We start from the raw sequence: 19873 nt of genomic DNA on the forward strand, positions 1-19873 counted from the left end.
AGCCCGTAGAGGACTTTCACCTCCTAGATCAACGCCATGCTCGGCGCACAAAAATTAAGGCCAGCAATTTGCTGGCCTTCTTTATTTATATCTCAATCCAAATATAGACTTAAGCAAGCGTACCGTTGATCTCTGCAAGTACAGCAGCAGGGTCTATCGCTTGCGTAATCGGACGACCAATAACAAGGTAGTCTGAACCTGATTCAATCGCTTTAGAAGGCGTCATGATGCGCTTCTGGTCACCAACATCTGCGCCGACAGGACGAATACCTGGAGTAACTAGCTTGAACTCTTGACCAAGTGCACCTTTAAGCAAAGAAGCCTCTTGTGCAGAACATACAACACCGTCTAAGCCAGAGTTTTTCGTTAGAGAAGCCAAGCGCATCACGTGTTGTTGTGGTTCAAGATCCAGACCGATACCCGCTAAGTCAGATTGCTCCATACTGGTGAGTACCGTTACACCGATTAACAGTGGACGATCTTTGCCATAAGGTTCTAAGATTTCGCGAGAAGCCGTCATCATACGCTCACCGCCACTTGCGTGTACGTTCACCATCCAAACACCCAGTTCAGCGGCAGCACGGACTGCTTTTGAACATGTGTTCGGGATGTCGTGGAATTTAAGGTCTAAAAATACTGAGAAACCACGCTTATGTAATTCACGAACAAATTCAGGGCCAAACAGGGTAAACATCTCTTTGCCCACTTTTAGGCGGCAAGATGCTGGGTCAATTCGATCGACAAAGGCTAACGCATCCGCTTGATTATCATAATCCAAGGCTACAATGATTTTTTGGTCGTTCATTTCATCTCCTAACGCAGTTAACTTTCTAAAAATTTCTAATCACCTAAGCAGGTGATAAATAACAGTCATAAAAATGCAGCCCGAAAGCTGCAATTAATAATTTGGTCTTAAAGTGACCACAAATCTATTCACCATCAAGCCCACGAATAGGCTTGATCGTCCCCCACCCTTTACATGAAGGGCAGTGCCAATACAAAGAGTGTGTCGAGAAACCACACTGACGACAACGGTAATGAGGCTTAACCTTAAGCTGTTCACCAACCATAGATTGAAGTGTGGTTAAGCTGTCTTTTGCTCGGCCTTCTTCTGCTTCCGCTAGGTGGTAATCGATTAATCGATAAAAACCTTTCATGGTTGGATTTTTAACAAGCTGCTTTGTCAGTAACTCTTGAGCAGAGCCTACATCTTCATGGTGAGCAACCAATTGCGCCAGCATCAGTTCGGCAGATACACCGGCTTTCTTCTGAATACACGCTTTGAGGAACTCGACCAATTGAGCTTCTTGTCCAAGCTTGTGGTAACACTCAGCAAGGGTTGGCAACACCTCACTGATAAAATCGATATCTTGTTCAAGTACCGATTCAAGACAATCAATTGTCTTTTGGTAATCTTCGTTCGCTAAGTGGAACTTCCCTAGTGCGATACTTGCGCGAACACATTTAGGGTCTTCAGAAAGCGCCTTCTTAAAATGCTGAAGCGCTTTAGAACGATTACCATCGGCTTGTTCTTGCATTGCAAGCTCACACCAGAAATGCGCGACTGTGGCACGCATCTTCATTTTTTTCTTGCCGAGCTTAACTAAGATATTTCCGTAATGGATAGCCTTGTTCCACTCACGGGTCTGCTGATAAATAGCCACCAACTGCTGTAAAGCGCCCTCTTTATGGTCAGGTTCTTCTACAAGTTGTTCAAAGATTTTTTCAGCGCGATCAAGGAAGCCAGAGACCATGTAGTCTTTAGCTAATTGTTGCAGTGCGAGATTTTTCTGATCGAGGGTAAGCCCCGAACGAGAGATGAGATTTTGGTGAATACGAATAGCGCGGTCGACTTCGCCTCTTGAGCGGAACAAGTTGCCCAAAGCCAAGTGAGTATCGATGGTTTCATTGTCTACTTGAAGCAGTTCAATAAAGTGATCAACCGCTTTGTCAGATTGATCTGACAGTAATAGGTTCAAACCCGTCACGTATTGACGGGAGATCTGGTGTGATTGCTTTTGTTTTTCTTGCTGAGCGTTACGATTACCCATATACCAACCATAAGCGGCTGCGATGGGCAAAAGTAAGAACAGTAACTCTAACATCAAATATAGCCTTTAAGCTTTAGTATCAGCAGCGACCTGCTTTGATTGCTTATTGAGTTGCTTCTTCAAGCGATGAATTTTTAGCTGAGACCGCATGTGCATATTACCAAAGACTAACCAAGCAAGGGCGAAGCCTGAAACGAATACAACACCTAATAAACTTGATAGGTGGAAGTCACCTTGCGCTAGCAGATAGTTGAAATTCACAGTTGTTTGGTTTTGAGAGCCTAAAGCCAGTGCAATTAGGAAAAGTGCGATAACGGCGACTATTTTTATAATTTTCATAGTTCATCACTCATTGGTTGGTTAGCTGTACGATTATGCAGGAAAATTACTAATCAGACCACCATATTATGGTCATAAAAAAGCGGCATACATTATAGTATGCCGCTTTTCTTAATTCCGATAAGTAGGCTACATTCCTGAGTTTACTCGTTCACGCAGCTCTTTACCTGGTTTGAAGTGAGGAACGTATTTACCTTCTAACTCAACCTTGTCACCAGTCTTTGGGTTACGTCCAACACGAGGCTCACGATAATGCAGAGAAAAGCTGCCAAAACCGCGAATTTCGATTCGATCACCACTTTCTAGTGTTGAAGCCATATGCTCTAAAATGTCTTTTACAGCGTCTTCAATTTCTTTTGCAGAAAGATGCGTTTGCTCAGCGCACAGTCTCTCAATCAATTCAGACTTAGTCATAGTTACCCTCGTTGGTTTTCTTTTTAGAAATTATAGACCTATCGGAAAAATAAGCAAAAAAAAAGGAGCCTTACGGCTCCTTTCTTGGCTAGATAGCTATAATTCTCTTAATGAGAAGCTATTATTCGCCTTTAGCAGCTTTGAATGCGTCTGCCATTGCGTTACCGAACGCGCCTTCTTCAGACTTGTTCAGTGAAGCCATTGCTTCTTGCTCATCAGCTTCATCTTTAGCTTTGATAGATAGGTTGATTACGCGGTTCTTACGGTCTACACCAGTGAACTTCGCTTCAACGCTGTCGCCAACGCTTAGGATTAGAGATGCATCTTCGATACGGTCGCGAGAAACTTCAGAAGCGCGGATGTAACCTTCAACGCCTTCGATTAGCTCGATAGTAGCGCCTTTCGCGTCAACTGCAGTAACAGTACCGTTTACAAGAACACCTTTCTTGTTGTCAGCAACGTATGCGTTGAACGGGTCGTTTTCCATTTGCTTAACGCCAAGAGAAATACGCTCACGCTCTGCATCTACTGCTAGAACAACAGCAGAGATTTCGTCGCCTTTCTTGTATTCACGTACAGCTTCTTCGCCGGCAGCGTTCCAAGAAATGTCAGATAGGTGTACAAGACCGTCGATACCGCCTTCTAGACCGATGAAGATACCAAAGTCAGTGATAGACTTGATCTTACCAGTAACTTTGTCGCCCTTAGCTTGCATTTCTGCAAATGACTGCCATGGGTTAGCTTTACACTGTTTCAGACCTAGAGAGATACGACGACGTTCTTCGTCGATATCAAGAACCATAACCTCAACTTCGTCGCCAACATTAACAACTTTAGAAGGGTGGATGTTCTTGTTAGTCCAATCCATTTCAGAAACGTGTACTAGACCTTCAACGCCTTCTTCGATTTCAACGAAGCAGCCGTAGTCAGTTAGGTTTGTAACACGACCAGAAAGCTTGTGACCTTCTGGGTAACGCTTAGCGATTGCTACCCATGGATCTTCGCCTAGTTGCTTAAGACCTAGTGAAACACGAGTGCGCTCACGATCGAACTTAAGAACTTTAACTAGGATTTCGTCACCAACGTTAACGATCTCTGATGGGTGCTTAACGCGCTTCCAAGCCATATCTGTGATATGTAGAAGACCGTCAACACCGCCAAGGTCAACGAATGCACCGTAGTCAGTAAGGTTCTTAACGATACCTTTAACTTCAGTACCTTCTTGTAGAGTTTCAAGAAGTTCGTCACGCTCAACACTGTTTTCAGATTCGATAACAGCACGACGAGAAACAACAACGTTGTTACGCTTCTGGTCTAGCTTGATTACTTTGAACTCTAGCTCTTTGTTTTCTAGGTGAGCAGTGTCACGGATAGGACGTACGTCTACTAGAGAACCAGGAAGGAAAGCACGGATACCGTTAAGTTCAACAGTGAAACCGCCTTTAACTTTACCGTTGATGATACCAACAACAGTTTCAGCTTCTTCGCAAGCTTTCTCAAGTACGATCCAAGCTTCGTGACGCTTAGCTTTCTCACGAGAAAGTTGAGTTTCACCGAAACCATCTTCAACAGCGTCTAGAGCTACGTCTACTTCAGCACCAACTTCAACTTCAAGTTCGCCAGCAGCGTTCTTGAATTGTTCAGCAGGGATAGCAGATTCAGACTTAAGACCAGCGTCTACAAGAACGAAACCGTTCTCGATAGCTACTACAGTACCTTTAACGATGCTGCCTTGTTGGAATTCAGTTTCAGATAGAAACTCTTCAAAGAGTTGAGCAAAAGATTCAGTCATTATTTAATCTTCAATAATTAAACGTCCATGGGTATCCTACCGCATGGGGTTGATAAATTCGCCGGTCATCATCCTTGCGACCAACGTTCGTACTAGCTCGGCGAAATTACCCAGCCAGTTTCGATTCAATATAGTGTAGTGCTTTTTCTACTACCTGCTCAATATTCATTGAGGTGGAATCAAGCACTAGAGCATCCTCTGCAGGGCGAAGTGGCGCCACTGGGCGATTACGATCTCGGTCGTCTCGCTCTTGGATCTCGCTCAAAAGGTCGTCAAATTTAACATCTAACCCCTTCTGTTGCAACTGTTTAAGGCGGCGACTCGCACGCTCTTCAGCACTTGCATCTAAAAATATTTTCGCTTCAGCTTCAGGAAACACAACCGTTCCCATGTCACGACCATCTGCAACCAAACCAGGCGCAGCGCTGAATGCACGTTGACGACGAAGCAGTGCTTCGCGAACGCGAGGTAAAGCAGCAACTTTTGAAGCCGCCATGCCTGTCTCTTCTTTACGAAGTTCACCAGACACATCTTCACCTTCTAGGATAACCTTAACTAAGTCGCCTTCAGCAATAAACTGCACGTCTAAGTGTGTAGCAAGCGGTACTAAAGCATCCTCTGATTCAGTATCCACACCATGGTGAATTGCCGCTAAAGCCAATACGCGATAGATCGCGCCTGAGTCTAGAAGATGAAAGCCTAGCTTATCTGCTAGCAACATACACAGGGTACCTTTACCTGCACCACTTGGTCCATCAACCGTAATCACTGGGCTTTGAGAAGGCATCTTTTACTCCACGTTTTGTCGTAAGTTTTATTCTGTACTAGCGATTCGCCACTACTTTATAGGCGGCATATTATAGAGAAAAATTGGAAGTCGAGCGAGGTAAATCTCAGATAATTCCGAGTTGATGATGCATAAACCAATGCAACTATCCCAATATCCGTTTGCTTAGGTCAATAAGACACACACGCGCTTTTCGATAGCGCACTTTTCGGTAGATAGAAAAAAGCCTCGCAATAAGCAAGGCTCATGATTTTTCATTTTGTAGAGCAAAGAAGAGCTCGCTCAAAGAAGCTTAGCCAATAATAGCTCGAACCGCTTCTAGGTCTTCAGGCGTATCAACACCAGCAGCCGGTGCTTCCGCCGCAACGTCTACGTGGATTTTTTCACCGTACCAAAGTACTCGTAATTGCTCTAGGCACTCAATACGTTCAAGAGTGCTTGGTTCCCAATTAATGTAGGTATTGATAAAACCCGCTCGGTAAGCATAGATACCAATATGACGAAGCAAAGGAGATTCCGCTGCAGTACCGTTGTTCGCGTAAGCATCGCGATCCCAAGGGATGGTTGCTCGGCTAAAATACAAGGCGTAACCGTCTTTATCGGTTACAACTTTAACGGCATTAGGGTTAAACACTTCATCAGCATGAGTAATTTCCACACCTAACGTTGCCATCGGGGCTGTACTGTTAGCAAGATTGTTGGCAACCTGATTAATGATTGAAGGTGGGATAAGTGGCTCATCACCTTGAACATTCACGATAATATGATCATCAGGAATATTCATAACTTCAATCACTTCAGCTAGGCGTTCAGTGCCCGATTCGTGATTCGGTGATGTCATACAAACGGTCGCGCCAAATGCTTTAGCCGCTTTTTCAACTCGAGCGTCGTCGGTAGCGATAATAACGTTATCGGCACCCGCTTTCATTGACTGTTCGTATACCCATTGAATCATCGGCTTTCCACCAATGTCAGCAAGTGGCTTCCCTGGTAAACGGCTCGATTGGTATCTTGCAGGTATAACAACCGTATAAGACATTACTTACCCTCATCCATAGAAACGGTGCGAGCTTCAGGTTCTAAAAGAACAGGAATACCCTCTTTAATTGGGTAAGCAAGGCGATCAATTTTACAAACAAGCTCTTGCTTATCCTTGTCAAAAGTTAGTTTACCTTTACATACAGGGCAAGCAACGATCTCAAGTAGACGGTGATCCATAGTATTCCATAACCTCTTTTATTCTTTTTAAAATTTGCTGTTGCGAATCTTCATCAAACTGCGCAGAAACTGGAAGATACCACCAGTTATCTTGCGCATATTCTTCGCATTTTACAGCGTCTTTTTCTGTCATAATCAGATTCATACCTTTATTAGCTAAGGCATGAAGTTCATCTTTATCAAAATCTTGATGGTCGGCGAAGCCCTGTGTGAAAACCACATCACCATCAAGATCTTCCAATGTTTTAAAAAAGCGCGGTGGGTGGCCAATACCGGCAAAAGCCACCAGCTTGTGTAATTTTGCCACAGACCTTTTCTGACCAGTCTTTAGGTTAACTGCTTGGCTTGGAAGCAAAGACATCGAGAACTCTCGACCGTGCGCTTTACCGCCATTGTTTACCAAAAAGTCGACTTCATCTAAACGAGAAACCGGCTCTCGTAATGGACCTAAAGGAATCAAACTCTCACTACCAAAGCGTCTTGCGCCGTCGATAACTGCAAATTCAATGTCGCGTTCAAGCGCGTAATGCTGAAGGCCATCGTCAGTGATAATCACATCAACGCCTTTGCTCAGCAATGCTTTCACTGCGTTAGCTCGCACAGGGTCGACTGCGACTGGCGCACCAGTTCGCTTACGAATCAAGCGAGGTTCATCACCCGAATGCTCAGCTGGGGTATTTTCATCCAACACCAACGGATAGCTTGGTGCTTTTGCACCGTAGCCACGAGATACGACTCCGGGTTTAAAGCCGTGAGCCTGAAGCATCTCAACTAACCAAATCACAACCGGTGTTTTACCATTTCCACCAGCAGTAATATTGCCCACAACAATAACAGGTAAAGGCGGGCGGTAGGTCTCTTTATTCCCTGAGAGATAAGCGTCACGACGCCGACTACTGATCATTTTGAACAGCAGACTCAGTGGCCACAAAAGCGGCCAGAGAAGATATTTCAACGGGTGATTGTTAAACCAAATCTTTTCGATCACAACAAGACCTAATTTATCCGCTGAACTGAATTCGGTGTAATTGTGCATAAGCACCATCATGCGCGATTAGCTCAGCATGTGCGCCCCTTTCTACAATATGTCCATCATCAACCACTAGAATTTCATCAGCTTGCTCGATGGTAGAGAGTCTGTGTGCGATAACTAATACTGTTTTGTCTTTCTGCAGTTCTTCTAGTGCAGATTGAATAGCTCTCTCTGACTCTGTATCCAGTGCAGACGTTGCCTCATCAAGAATCAAAACCGGTGCATCTCTCAATAGCGCTCGTGCAATCGCAATACGCTGTCTTTGACCACCAGATAGACTCGCGCCATTCTCGCCCACAACCGTATCAATGCCATTTTCCATACCATCGATAAACTCACTTGCATGAGCAAGCTTAGCCGCGTATTCGATCTGTTCACGTGAATACTGTTCTTCTGCTGCGTAAGCGATGTTGTTAGCCACCGTATCGTTAAACAGATGTACATTTTGAGAAACGAGCGCAAAGTGCTCACGCAGATTTCTCAATTCGTAATCACGAATGTCGTGGCCATCAAGCTCAATTGAACCAGAGTCTACGTCATAAAAACGAGTAAATAGGTTGGCAATGGTACTCTTACCCGAACCCGATCGCCCAACAAGCGCAACCGTTTTACCTTTCGGTATATTAAAGCTGACCTTATCAAGTGCTGGTTTTTCTGCACCGTCATAAGTAAACGTGACATCTTTTACTGCAACTTCACCCGTTACAGTTTCAGGTTTCAACGTTCCTTTGTTTTGCTCGGTATCTAGATCCATCAAGCCAAATAGAGTCGTACTCGCAGCCATACCACGTTGGAATTCAGACGTTACGTTAGTTAACGCCTTTAGCGGACGTAATAGACCAAACATTGCAGAGAAGACAACGGTAAACGTACCAGGAGTAAGCTCGGCTTTAATAGAATCGACACTAGCAAGGAATAGAACAACAACAATCGCAACTGATGCGATCATTTGAATAATCGGGTTAGCGGCCGCTTGAGCAGTGATTAACTTCATGCTTTGTTGGCGCATTTGGTTACTAACTTTATCAAAGCGGTGTTTTTCTAGATCTTGACCACCGTAAGTTAGAACCACTTTATGCCCTTTCAGCATTTGTTCAGCTGAAGAAGCAACGTGACCCATGCTAGTTTGCATGTTCTTAGAGATCTTTCTGAATCGCTTCGATACGATACTGATCGCCCAAGCAACCAAAGGCGCTACAGCAAATAACACCAAAGATAACTGCCAACTATTCCAGAACATCAGCGTCAACAAGCCAATAATACTTGCACCTTCACGGACAATACTGACTAACGCTTTACTGGTTGCTGCAGACACTTGCTCTGAATCGTAAGTAATTCGAGATAGCAATGCGCCTGTCTGTTCTTTATCGAAGAAAGAAACAGGCATGTGCATGAAATGGCTGAAAATCTTACGACGAATTTCCATCACCACATTGCCAGAGACCCAACTCAAGCAATAGGTTGAAACAAAGCCACTGACGCCACGAACGAACATCATGGCAAAGATAATAAGTGGAAGTGTACGTAAAAAGTCAGATTCAGCATTACCAAAGCCTTCATCAAGTAACGGCTTTAGTAAGGAAATCATATAGGTATCAGAAACGGCATTTATAATAAGCGCAATTACCGCAACACCTAGGCCGGCCTTATATAAACGAATATAAGTCCAAAGTCTTTTAAATGTGACCCAGGTAGTTTCATCTGTTTGTGTTGACATAGAATCGCTTAATTTTCTCACAATAATCTATCTATTCTACTCCCTTACGGAGCATCTGCCTATACCACTGCCCGCCTTGTTGTTCTCTAATCGCATGATATTGCCAACCTTCTTTGCTAAGAGTGATGGTTATTTGTCCGCTTTCTCCAGTATCTAGCCAAGTACTCCCCGCTTCCTGATAACGTTCAATAACAAACTCACTCGGCATTCCCCACTGGTTGCCTTTGGCAAGAGAAGCTATCGCCAGCTGAGGAGACACCGCCTCAATAAACGACTTAATCGATGACGAATCGCTGCCATGATGCGGAACCAACATAACATCACTCCTTAGCTGTTCTCCTTCACGAGCAAGTAACCACTCACTTACCAGTTCAATATCACCAGTGAGCAACATTGAGAAATCAGCACTATGATCTGAGATCTTGACCACACACGAATGTGGGTTATACGCCCTCTTTACTTGCTTAGGCGGCCACAACACCTCAAAAACAACATCTTGCCAGTTCCAAACCTCTCCAATAGTACATGTTTGAATATTAGACGGGGCTTGAGTGATAGATTGGCGTTCTTGAATAATGTTCTGACTGGTTCTTATCCACTTTGGCGTATAGTTCTCAAGTAATGCCGGATAACCACCAGCATGGTCAGAATCGAAATGACTCACAATCACGCCTTCTAATTCATAAATCCCCCGCTGATTCAAAGTAGGAATCAACAAAGACTCAACAACCGAGCCTCCTGGCCACGCATTGCCAAGATCATAAACAACAATCTGATTGTTCTTTTCCAAGACCAAAGACAACCCATGCCCAACATCCAAGATATCAATAGTTAGTTTGTCTTGCTGGGGTTTGCTGAACTCCCACCACAGCACAAACACTGCAGTTACCAATATCGATAATGTTCGCTTGAAATACCGACTAACAAAGCTCAAAAACAAGATAAGGAATACTGATAATGCAATCGTCTGATTATCGACTTGGATCCAAAATCGCTCAGAGAAAGGAAGACTAAATACGAGAGGCTCAAGCGATAAGTCGACTAACTTCCACAGCTGACTGACCAAATCATTGTCTAGCGCTGTTATACCAACCACGCCAGACACTGACTCCGATATTAAGCTTAGAAACATTGCCAGAAACAACAGCGGGATCGTCACCATCGATACCCAAGGCAAAAGGAACAAGTTGTAGAAAACAGAGACTAAACTGACTCCTTTGAAAAACAACATCGAGGAAGGCGCGATAAGGAATGTCAGCATCAGTTGAAGCTTAATAAGTTGGAGTGCGTAGTCGATAAATGTAAAGCTTGAAGCTGAGCGCTGAGTATTACAGGCGATATAGAAAACAGCGCCCAATGCACCAAAGGACAACCAAAAACTGCTCGACAAAGCTGAAAACGGCCAAATCAGCAGAACCACGCACACACTTAAAGTAACATACCGAAGCAAACTGATATTTTGCCCACGCCACAAGAAATAACTCGCGATAACGCACATCACCAAAGCTCTCAAAGTTGGCAGCGTGAATCCAGCAAACCAACTATAGAAATACGCCAAGCCGAGCCCGAATATTGTAGGTAACCAAAGAAATGAAGGGGAAAGTAACCTTAATATCTTGCCAATCTGATAGCCGATACCAAAGGCAATCCCAATATGCAGCCCCGAAATAGCCATCAAGTGAATCAGGCCACTGCTTTTAAGCATATCCCACCGCTGAGGCGGAATAAGGTCTCGATATCCAAAACTCAAAGCGATAATGAGATCTTGATTTGCCAGCAGACTTAACCTTTCAAGGCTGGCTTCAAACCATTGGGCGCGTAAGTTGGTGCTAGAATGAATTCGGTACTTGGTATCTGCTCTGTAAGTTGCATTGGCAACCACGCCAGCACTAAAGAAGTACTTTTCTCGGTCAAAGCCGGCTTCGTTGAGTTTGCCCCATATCGGCTTTATTGAGGCCGATAAATAGACATCATCTCCAAGCGTTAGCTTGAAAGGAGTAAACAAACGCAATTTTATCAATTGAGGAAAGATTAATTTTTCGCCGCCAATTGATCTGACTACTATTACGCTTTCAAAACCGTGGCTATTTTCACTAAAAAGGCTAACAACCGACGCATTTATGGTAGTATTCTGCCCTGATTGGAATAAGCGACTCGTTTGTATTTCAATCGCATTCCCTAGGCAGATAACTAGTATCAATGCTGTTACTGGACCTCTTGCACTCCGGAAAACGCTATACTTTGTTGGTGCTAGCAGTAACAACAGCATCAATGGTGCCCAAACCCAATGTGGCATCACAGGCCAGAAGCTGGCAGACACAACTGTCGCAGCAAATGAAATCAAGAACCAAGTGTTAAACAAGAGAGTAGCTTCCTCCTATGCCAAGAAAGTTTATCAAACGATTTATGCCTGACCATGATCTAATCAAGCGTCAGAAAGCATTGAAAGTTTTTGGCAATGTTTTGTACAACCCCAACTTATGGTGCCTTAATCGTCGCTCTGCGGCTGGCGCGTTTGCTGTTGGGTTATTCATGGCGTTTGTCCCTCTACCAAGTCAAATGATTATGTCTGCAGGCCTTGCTGTCGCATGTGGCGTTAACCTGCCTTTAGCTGTCGCACTTGTTTGGATCAGTAACCCGGTTACCATGCCTGTTCTCTTCTACTTTGCTTATAAAGTCGGGGCGTTTGTTATGCATGTGCCACCGCAAGCCTTCCATTTCGAATTGTCTTGGGACTTCATCTTGGCGCAAATGAGCACTATAGGGCCTCCGTTCTTATTGGGTTGTCTGATTTGTGGCGTGGTTTCAGCAATGATTGGCTACTTTGGTATTCGCGGTTTATGGCGCTACTCAGTAGTAAGAAGTTGGAAGAAGCGACAAGCAAGGCACTGAACGCCATTTCTTGTTATTCAATCTAACCTTGTATGCGCTTCACTTAAAACGTACACAAGTTAAAATCGGATGAGCTACTTACCTCTGCAAGATTGGCATGTAACGAAAGTCGTAAAGAACACGAATTGAATTCAATAAAAAAGGATCCCACTGGGATCCTTTCTTGTATCGACTGAAAACTGACGGCCTGTTATTTAGGCGAATGCTATTTAGAACTCAGCACTGAGGCTGGATTCAACTTCGCCGCGCGTGATGCTGGGTACCATGTCGCCAGTAAACTCAGCACAATCGCAGTGCCGGAAACCACAACAACATCCGTCATATCAAGTTGTGATGGCAAGAAGTCGACAAAATAGATATCACCGGACAAGAACTGGTGATCGACCAACTTTTCAAGTCCTTTGATTAGTGTCGTGAGATTAAGAGCGACTAGCACACCTATTGCACTGCCCACTAAACTGCCTAACACGCCTGAGAATACGCCCTGCCAAACAAAGATGCGCTTCACAAGGCCGTCTGATGCACCCATGGTTCTTAAAATCGCGATCTCTGATGCTCTGTCTTTTACTGCCATCATTAGCGTCGAGACAATATTGAAACAAGCCACACCAATAACCAGTACCATCACCAGATACATGATGGTACGAACGAGTTGGATATCTCGATACAAGAAACCAAACTTCTGCTGCCAGCTTCGTAGATACACATACACATCAAGCTGATTGCCCACTTCACGCACAATAGAGTTCGCGTTCAGCACATCGGTCACTTTCAAAGAAACCCCAGTTACCGCCTCACCTAAGTTTGCGTAGACCTGAGCATCACCAATCGGGATTAGCGCCAAACTGTGATCTATCTGACCATTAAGCGTCAGCAAGCCAACCACTTTCACTCGAACACGCTTTGGCGCCTGAACCTTCACAGAACCGTTTACCGCTGGAATCATCAAAGTCAGATAATCACCGACTTTCGCACCCAGCACATTCGCTACACCAGAACCTAAGATGATTTGTTGTTGCCCTGCTTTAAACTCACTCCAAGCTTGCTTATCGATAAAACTCGACAGGCTCGATACTTGTTGCTCAAGTTGTGGGTCAACGCCGCGAACTTCAATTGCTTTGAGTTCTTTGCCCTTTTCAGCAAGCGCTGTAATTTTTACATAAGGCGCAGCAGCAACGACTTTATCGTGCTTAACCGACTCCTCAATCACGTGCTCCCAACGAGTCACAGGCTCATTCACGCCTTCAAATTCACCATGAGGAATGACAGAAAGTACTCGTGATTGAAGCTCTCGCTCAAAGCCATTCATCGCAGATAAGCCGATAATGATCACCGCGACACCAACCGCAATACCAATGGTCGAAGACAATGAGATGAACGACACCATCTTGTCTCGTTGTTTCGCACGGCTAAATCGGCCGCCTATCAATAGAGATAAAGAGGAAAACACTTAGCTCTCCTCTTTTTCTACGTTGACCAGTAAACCATCTTGCATGTGAAGTTGGCGATCCATCTTACCGGCAAGTTCACCATCGTGAGTCACGACCAAAAAGGCAGTATCGTATTCACGGTTCAGTTCACGCATTAAGTCGTAAATAGACAGTGCGGTGTTATGGTCAAGGTTACCGGTTGGTTCATCCGCCAACACTAGCGCAGGCTTATTCACCAATGCACGAGCAATCGCCACACGTTGCCTCTCGCCACCAGAAAGCTCTGAAGGTCGGTGGTCCACGCGGTGACTCAATCCAACTTTGTCCAACAAACGTTGTGCTTCTTGCTTTGCTTTAGCGGGCTTTTCGCCGCCAATCAATAACGGCATCGCCACGTTTTCTAAAGCTGAAAAGTCAGATAGAAGATGATGGAACTGATACACAAAGCCAAGATGCTGGTTGCGAAGCTTCGCCTGCTTATTCGAACTCAAAGATGCTAAATCTTGACCAAGAAAACTCACACTGCCCGCAGAAGCATCGTCTAATGCGCCTAAGATATGCAGTAAGGTACTTTTGCCCGAGCCAGAGGTACCGATGATTGCTACTAGCTCACCCTTTTCGATTTCAAAGCTGACTCCCTTGAGCACCTCAGTATCTAACGAGCCTTCACGGTACGTTTTACGGATATCATTACATTGAAGAAAATTACTCATAACGAAGGGCCTCAGCAGGTTTCACAGACGATGCACGATAAGAAGGGAATACAGTGGCAATCAGGCTAAGTGCAATAGCCAAAACCACAACAACAGCGATTTGAATTGGGTTAATCAGAATTGGCAACTGTCCACCAAAGGAGAATAGAGCAACGCCCATCGCCTCTAAAATAGTATTAAGGTTCATCGCTAGAGCAACGCCTAACACACCACCAGAGAGCGCACCAATCACGCCACTACTTGCGCCTTGAACCATGAAGATCCCCATGACTTGACCATCAGTCATGCCTTGGGTCTTAAGAATCGCGACTTCAGACTGCTTCTCCATCACCACCATGATAAGTGCTGAGATAATATTGAAAGCAGCAACACCGATGATAAGCCCAAGCATTAAACCCATCATGTTTTTTTCCATACGAACGGCTTGGAATAGCTCACCTCGTTGGTCTCGCCAGTCGCTCCACAACCAACCTTCCGGTAATGGCTGAGTTGATAACTCTGCGACTTCAAACGGGTCTTCAAAAAATAGTCGCCAGCCTGAAATAGTGTCTGATTTATAACGCATCAAACGCCCAGCGTCTTGGATGTCTGTCACCATCAGTTGAGCGTCGATATCAGAACCTGTATTGAAAATACCGGCAACGGTGAAATTTCGTTGGCTTGGAATACGACCTAATGGGGTGTATTGGCTAGCGCTGGTCACCATCAAGCGAACTTTGTCACCCATAGATACCTTCAAATTTCTCGCCAAAGTATGACCGAGGAACAACTGATATTGACCCGCTTTAAGTGAAGACAATCTGCCCGCAATCAAGTGGTTCTGAAGAGGGTCATCTGAATTGGGTTCAATGCCAATTAACAAACCCGCAGATAATTGAGCCGGACTCTGAATCACTGCCTCACTGCGGACAATCGGTTCAACGTGACCATTAAGCGAGATTTGCTCTGCAAAATTAGGCGCTTGGGCAGAAAGAGAGGTAGTGCCACCTTGCTCATAAACCACCGCTTGAGGAAGAACACCAAGAATTCGGTCTTTTAACTGCGCTTCGAATCCATTCATTACCGATAAAACAGTAACCAAAGACAGCACACCAATGGTGATACCTGCCGTCGACATATAAGAAACAAAACGGCTAAAGCGATCACCTGAACGGCCTTTCAAATAGCGTAGGCCAACAAACAACGAAATAGGATGAAACATACTTTGAACCATCTAAAGGGGATGCGGGTTAATGTAACGGGTATTGCTGTTACTGTGTAGGGGTTAATTGAAAATATAGAGTGAATTAACTCAATTAGTTAGGCTTGAAAAACAGAACCTTGTCAAATAGCCAAATTTCAAACAACTATTTGAGACTTTCAATTAACTGACCTTGATTACTGCGGCCACATAGCGATAATCAATAGATCACTTCAAGGAACTAACGCATGACAGAACAAGAGTTTTTCACCGTTCACCATAGCCTTACCGCTAATATTGAACCAATGGACAGCGGCTTCACTTTACCTTCTCAAATTCAATTCGAATCTGAGATCCCAGCACCATTTGTGGTGGCAAGTGAATTTAGCCAATTGGATCTGTTAGCTGACAGCGCTCGAGCGGAACTGAAAAACAGCGACTTGAAGAATGTCACCAGTTTATTGGATGCACAAAACTCAAAATTAAACCTCTTGTTGAGCTTTATGTTATCGCAGCAAGATGATGAGAAATTTCGCACTCACACCTATTCATTTGGTGCGAGTCAGTTTTCCTGCTTTTCAAAAGCAGACATCGAGCCGGGTCGCTTAGTAAAAGCCAAACTTTTTCTAGAGCACCCAGCTGCAGCCATTTATTGCTACGCAGCAGTATTTGCTAGCGAGGCGAAAGACTCAGGTTTCGAAATCAAATTTAAATACGCTCATCTTCGCGATACCGACCAAGACCTGCTAATTAAAGCGGCACTTTATCAACAACAGAAACTCTTGCGTCAACGCTCTCTAGACCGAGATAACAAGTAAATTAACATGACCAAAAAATCCATATTTACACTACCTAAACTTAAAGGTGCCGGTGACAAAAAGCACATCGGTAACCTAGTCGGTTCGTCTCTCGCTCTTGCCATTGCCAAACTCGCAGAGCAACACAACAGCCATACCGTCTTGGCTGTACCCGACCCACAAGTGGCGCTTAAGCTTCAATCTGAAATTGAACAGTTTACGGCACATGAAGTCGCATTATTCCCTGACTGGGAAACGCTGCCATACGATAGCTTCTCGCCGCACCAAGAGATCATCTCAGATCGTATCGCACGCCTTTACGCACTGCCAACACTAAAAGATGGCATCACGATCGTTCCGATCAGCACGTTATTGCAACGCCAGTCACCGCGTGACTTTTTGCTACAACACACGTTAATGGTGAAAACGGGCGATCTCTACTCTTTAGAGAAACTGCGTCTACAGCTTGAAAAGTCAGGCTATCGTTACGTTGACCAAGTGTTTGGCCCCGGTGAATACGCAAGCCGTGGCTCTATTCTCGATCTGTTCCCAATGGGCAGTAAAGACCCGTATCGAATCGATTTTTTCGATGACGAAATCGACACTATTCGTACTTTCGATCCTGAAAACCAGCGTTCTATTGAAGACATCTCTGAGATCCGCCTGTTACCAGCGCACGAATTCCCAACCTCGGAAACGGCGATTGAAGACTTCCGTATTCGCTGGCGCCAACAGTTTGATGCCCGCCGTGAACCAGAGTCAGTTTACATGCAGGTATCTAAAGGCACATGGCCTGCGGGTATTGAGTACTGGCAGCCTCTATTCTTCGATCACACAGAAACACTGTTTGACTATGTTGCCGATGAAGCGCAACTCTTGGTTCTGGGTGACGTAGAAACCGCGGTTGATTCGTTCCTTACTGATGTCGCTCACCGATACGAACAGCGCGGTGTTGACCCATTACGGCCACTTCTCACGCCTGAACAACTGTGGTTGAAGAAAGACGAGCTGTTCGCTCACTTCAAACAGAAGCCACAAGTTAACCTGAGTCTAGATTCGATTGAAGAGAAAGCAGGCCGCACCAACTTGCCTGTCGTGTCATTACCTGACCTCAGCGTTCAGCATCAAAATAAAGAACCTTTAGCTAACCTAAGAAAGTTCACAGAAGCCTTCGACGGCAAAGTAGTATTTTCGGTTGAATCAGAAGGTCGTCGTGAAGCGCTGAGTGAACTGCTTCGTGGTATTAAAGTACGACCAAGCGAAGTTGAAAACCTCGATGCCTCAATTAAAGGCAAAGACAAGTTCAGCCTCATCCTTGGCTCTGCTGAACACGGTTTTATCCATGAAGAGCAAAACATCGCCCTTATCTGTGAAAGCGACCTGTTGGGTGATCGCGTTGTTCAGCGCCGTAAGAAAGACAAAAAAAGTGTTAACAGCGACACTGTCATTCGTCACTTAGCCGAACTTAAACCGGGTCAACCTGTTGTTCACATTGACCACGGTATTGGTCGCTACATTGGCTTGCAAACACTCGAAGCCGGTGGCATGAAAACCGAATATGTAACGCTTGAGTATCAAAACGATGCCAAGCTCTACGTGCCAGTAGCATCTTTGAACTTAATCGGGCGTTACTCGGGTGGCGCTGAAGATTCAGCACCTCTGCATAAACTCGGTGGCGAAGCATGGCAAAAAGCTCGTAAACGCGCCGCGGAGAAAGTACGTGACGTTGCAGCAGAGCTACTTGATGTTTACGCTAAGCGTGAGCTAAAACCTGGCTACAAGTTTGTACTCGACCGTGGCCAATACGCGACTTTCAAATCTGGCTTTCCGTTTGAAGAGACCGATGACCAAGCGATGGCCATCAATGCCGTTATGTCTGATATGTGCCAAGCCAAAGCCATGGACCGTTTGGTGTGTGGTGATGTTGGCTTTGGTAAAACCGAAGTCGCGATGCGTGCAGCATTCGTTTGTACCGACAACAGCAAACAAGTAGCGGTTTTAGTTCCTACTACTCTACTTGCTCAGCAACACTTCGAAAACTTCCGTGACCGTTTCGCCAACTTGCCGATTCGTGTTGAGGTTCTATCCCGATTCAAATCAGCTAAAGAGCAGAAGTTGATCATGCAAGATGTCGCCGACGGTAAGGTCGATATCTTAGTGGGTACTCACAAGCTACTTTCGAGTGATATTAAGTTTAAAGACCTTGGCTTGCTGGTTGTCGATGAAGAACACCGATTTGGTGTGCGTCAGAAAGAGAAAGTGAAAGCGATGCGTGCGGATGTCGATATTCTAACGCTTACTGCGACACCGATCCCGCGAACGCTGAACATGGCAATGAGTGGCATGCGTGACCTTTCGATCATCGCTACACCACCCGCACGACGCTTGGCAATTAAAACCTTCGTTCGCGAGAGTGATGATGCCATCGTCAGAGAAGCGGTGCTGCGTGAAATCATGCGTGGTGGCCAGGTTTACTTCCTACACAACCAAGTCGACACGATTGAGAAAACAGCAGAGTCATTGCAAAAGCTGATTCCAGAGGCGCGCGTGACTGTAGCTCATGGCCAGATGCGAGAGCGCGAACTGGAACGCATCATGAATGACTTCTACCACCAGCGCTTCAACTTACTGGTGTGTACAACCATCATTGAAACCGGTATCGACGTACCAACGGCAAATACCATCTTGATGGACAGAGCCGATAACCTTGGTTTAGCACAGCTGCACCAATTACGTGGTCGTGTAGGTCGTTCGCACCACCAAGCTTATGCTTACTTGTTAACGCCACACCCTAAAGCAATGACCAAAGATGCGATCAAGCGATTGGATGCGATTGCTTCGCTCGAAGACTTGGGCGCAGGCTTTACCTTAGCAACTCACGATTTAGAGATTCGTGGTGCGGGTGAGCTGTTAGGTGATGAACAGAGTGGTCAAATCCAGTCAGTTGGTTTCACCTTGTACATGGAGATGCTTGAACAAGCGGTTGAAGCATTGAAGGAAGGTCGAGAGCCATCGCTTGATGACCTACTGCGTGAACAAACTGAAATTGAGATGCGTTTGCCAGCACTATTACCAGATGACTACATCCCAGACATCAATACACGTTTGTCTACCTATAAGCGTATTGCGAGTGTGAGTGACTCCGACGAATTGGCAGAGTTGAAAGTCGAGCTGATTGATCGCTTCGGCCTTCTGCCTGATGCAACCAAGAACTTGTTATCAGTTTCTGAGCTAAAATTAGCCGCAGCGTCTATCAAAGCGAAGAAAATTGAAGCCCACGATAAGGGTGGATTCTTAGAATTCTACCCGGATGCTGACATAAACCCGACCTACCTTGTTAAACTGTTGCAATCTCAACCGCAAAAGTTTTCAATGGAAGGACCAACAAAGTTCAAGTTTACGATACCATTGGTCGACAGACGGAAACGAATTCAATTTGTTAGTGATTTATTGGGCGAATTCAGACAAAACTTGCTGCCTTCAGCATAAGACCCAATCCACTTGCACATA

Annotated in this window: 17 protein-coding genes; 3 read left to right on the forward strand and 14 right to left on the reverse strand. The window is 45.1% G+C overall.

Annotation, left to right across the window (positions count from 1 at the left end; genetic code table 11):
• Nucleotides 1-109 precede the first annotated feature (109 nt).
• From pyrF to AB6E30_RS12425, 11 genes are all read right to left on the reverse strand, one after another.
• Nucleotides 110-805: an orotidine-5'-phosphate decarboxylase gene (gene pyrF, locus AB6E30_RS12375; protein WP_017060241.1), complete on the reverse strand. Its 696-nt coding sequence runs from the start codon at nt 803-805 to the stop codon at nt 110-112.
• 124 nt (nt 806-929) lie between these two features.
• A complete protein-coding gene (gene lapB, locus AB6E30_RS12380) occupies nt 930-2105 on the reverse strand; it encodes a lipopolysaccharide assembly protein LapB (protein ID WP_017060240.1) in 1176 nt (391 codons plus the stop codon).
• Nucleotides 2106-2117: 12 nt separating this feature from the next.
• Nucleotides 2118-2390, reverse strand: coding sequence for a LapA family protein (locus AB6E30_RS12385; protein ID WP_017066774.1), 273 nt, complete (start codon nt 2388-2390; stop codon nt 2118-2120).
• 129 nt (nt 2391-2519) lie between these two features.
• Nucleotides 2520-2804, reverse strand: coding sequence for an integration host factor subunit beta (gene ihfB, locus AB6E30_RS12390; RefSeq protein WP_017060238.1), 285 nt, complete (start codon nt 2802-2804; stop codon nt 2520-2522).
• A 121-nt stretch (nt 2805-2925) separates the two neighbouring features.
• Nucleotides 2926-4596 (reverse strand): 30S ribosomal protein S1, encoded by a 1671-nt coding sequence (gene rpsA, locus AB6E30_RS12395; protein WP_010439921.1) that lies wholly within the window; start codon nt 4594-4596, stop codon nt 2926-2928.
• Between the two features lie 106 nt (nt 4597-4702).
• Nucleotides 4703-5383: a (d)CMP kinase gene (cmk, locus tag AB6E30_RS12400; RefSeq protein WP_017060237.1), complete on the reverse strand. Its 681-nt coding sequence runs from the start codon at nt 5381-5383 to the stop codon at nt 4703-4705.
• A 292-nt stretch (nt 5384-5675) separates the two neighbouring features.
• Nucleotides 5676-6422 carry a 3-deoxy-manno-octulosonate cytidylyltransferase gene (gene kdsB, locus AB6E30_RS12405; protein WP_017060236.1) on the reverse strand — a complete coding sequence of 249 codons (747 nt, stop codon included), beginning with the start codon at nt 6420-6422 and terminating at the stop codon, nt 5676-5678.
• The gene (locus AB6E30_RS12410) at nt 6422-6601 is read right to left on the reverse strand and encodes a Trm112 family protein (RefSeq protein ID WP_004736429.1); all 180 of its coding nucleotides are present in this window, start codon (nt 6599-6601) and stop codon (nt 6422-6424) included. The genes kdsB and AB6E30_RS12410 overlap by 1 nt, the downstream gene beginning before the upstream one ends.
• Nucleotides 6582-7589: a tetraacyldisaccharide 4'-kinase gene (gene lpxK / locus AB6E30_RS12415; RefSeq protein WP_102321280.1), complete on the reverse strand. Its 1008-nt coding sequence runs from the start codon at nt 7587-7589 to the stop codon at nt 6582-6584. Before lpxK ends, AB6E30_RS12410 begins: the two co-directional genes overlap by 20 nt.
• Before the next feature lie 13 nt (nt 7590-7602).
• Nucleotides 7603-9351 (reverse strand): lipid A ABC transporter ATP-binding protein/permease MsbA, encoded by a 1749-nt coding sequence (gene msbA, locus AB6E30_RS12420; RefSeq protein WP_102321278.1) that lies wholly within the window; start codon nt 9349-9351, stop codon nt 7603-7605.
• A 31-nt stretch (nt 9352-9382) separates the two neighbouring features.
• On the reverse strand, nt 9383-11713 hold the full coding sequence (locus tag AB6E30_RS12425; protein WP_372103776.1) for a DNA internalization-related competence protein ComEC/Rec2: 2331 nt from the start codon (nt 11711-11713) through the stop codon (nt 9383-9385).
• A 17-nt stretch (nt 11714-11730) separates the two neighbouring features.
• Between AB6E30_RS12425 and AB6E30_RS12430 the strand changes: the two genes are divergently transcribed.
• Nucleotides 11731-12243, forward strand: a complete 513-nt coding sequence (locus AB6E30_RS12430; RefSeq protein ID WP_017060232.1) for a DUF2062 domain-containing protein — start codon at nt 11731-11733, stop codon at nt 12241-12243.
• A 205-nt stretch (nt 12244-12448) separates the two neighbouring features.
• Here the strand turns inward: AB6E30_RS12430 and lolE are convergent, their stop codons facing one another.
• From lolE to lolC, 3 genes are read right to left on the reverse strand one after another with little or no spacing between them, the layout of a single operon-like run.
• A complete protein-coding gene (lolE, locus tag AB6E30_RS12435) occupies nt 12449-13693 on the reverse strand; it encodes a lipoprotein-releasing ABC transporter permease subunit LolE (protein ID WP_017060231.1) in 1245 nt (414 codons plus the stop codon).
• Nucleotides 13694-14386 carry a lipoprotein-releasing ABC transporter ATP-binding protein LolD gene (lolD, locus tag AB6E30_RS12440; protein ID WP_048614550.1) on the reverse strand — a complete coding sequence of 231 codons (693 nt, stop codon included), beginning with the start codon at nt 14384-14386 and terminating at the stop codon, nt 13694-13696. It abuts the gene before it with no gap.
• Nucleotides 14379-15587, reverse strand: coding sequence for a lipoprotein-releasing ABC transporter permease subunit LolC (gene lolC / locus AB6E30_RS12445; protein WP_102429154.1), 1209 nt, complete (start codon nt 15585-15587; stop codon nt 14379-14381). The genes lolD and lolC overlap by 8 nt, the downstream gene beginning before the upstream one ends.
• Nucleotides 15588-15814: 227 nt before the next feature.
• Between lolC and AB6E30_RS12450 the strand changes: the two genes are divergently transcribed.
• Both AB6E30_RS12450 and mfd read left to right on the forward strand, forming a co-directional pair.
• Complete coding sequence (locus AB6E30_RS12450; RefSeq protein WP_137001567.1) at nt 15815-16384, forward strand: PilZ domain-containing protein; 570 nt, start codon at nt 15815-15817, stop codon at nt 16382-16384.
• 6 nt (nt 16385-16390) lie between these two features.
• Nucleotides 16391-19852, forward strand: a complete 3462-nt coding sequence (mfd, locus tag AB6E30_RS12455) for a transcription-repair coupling factor (protein ID WP_137001568.1) — start codon at nt 16391-16393, stop codon at nt 19850-19852.
• Nucleotides 19853-19873: the final 21 nt, after the last annotated feature.

It is taken from the genome of Vibrio sp. 10N.247.311.12, assembly GCF_041467515.1.
Lineage (GTDB): Bacteria > Pseudomonadota > Gammaproteobacteria > Enterobacterales > Vibrionaceae > Vibrio > Vibrio crassostreae_C.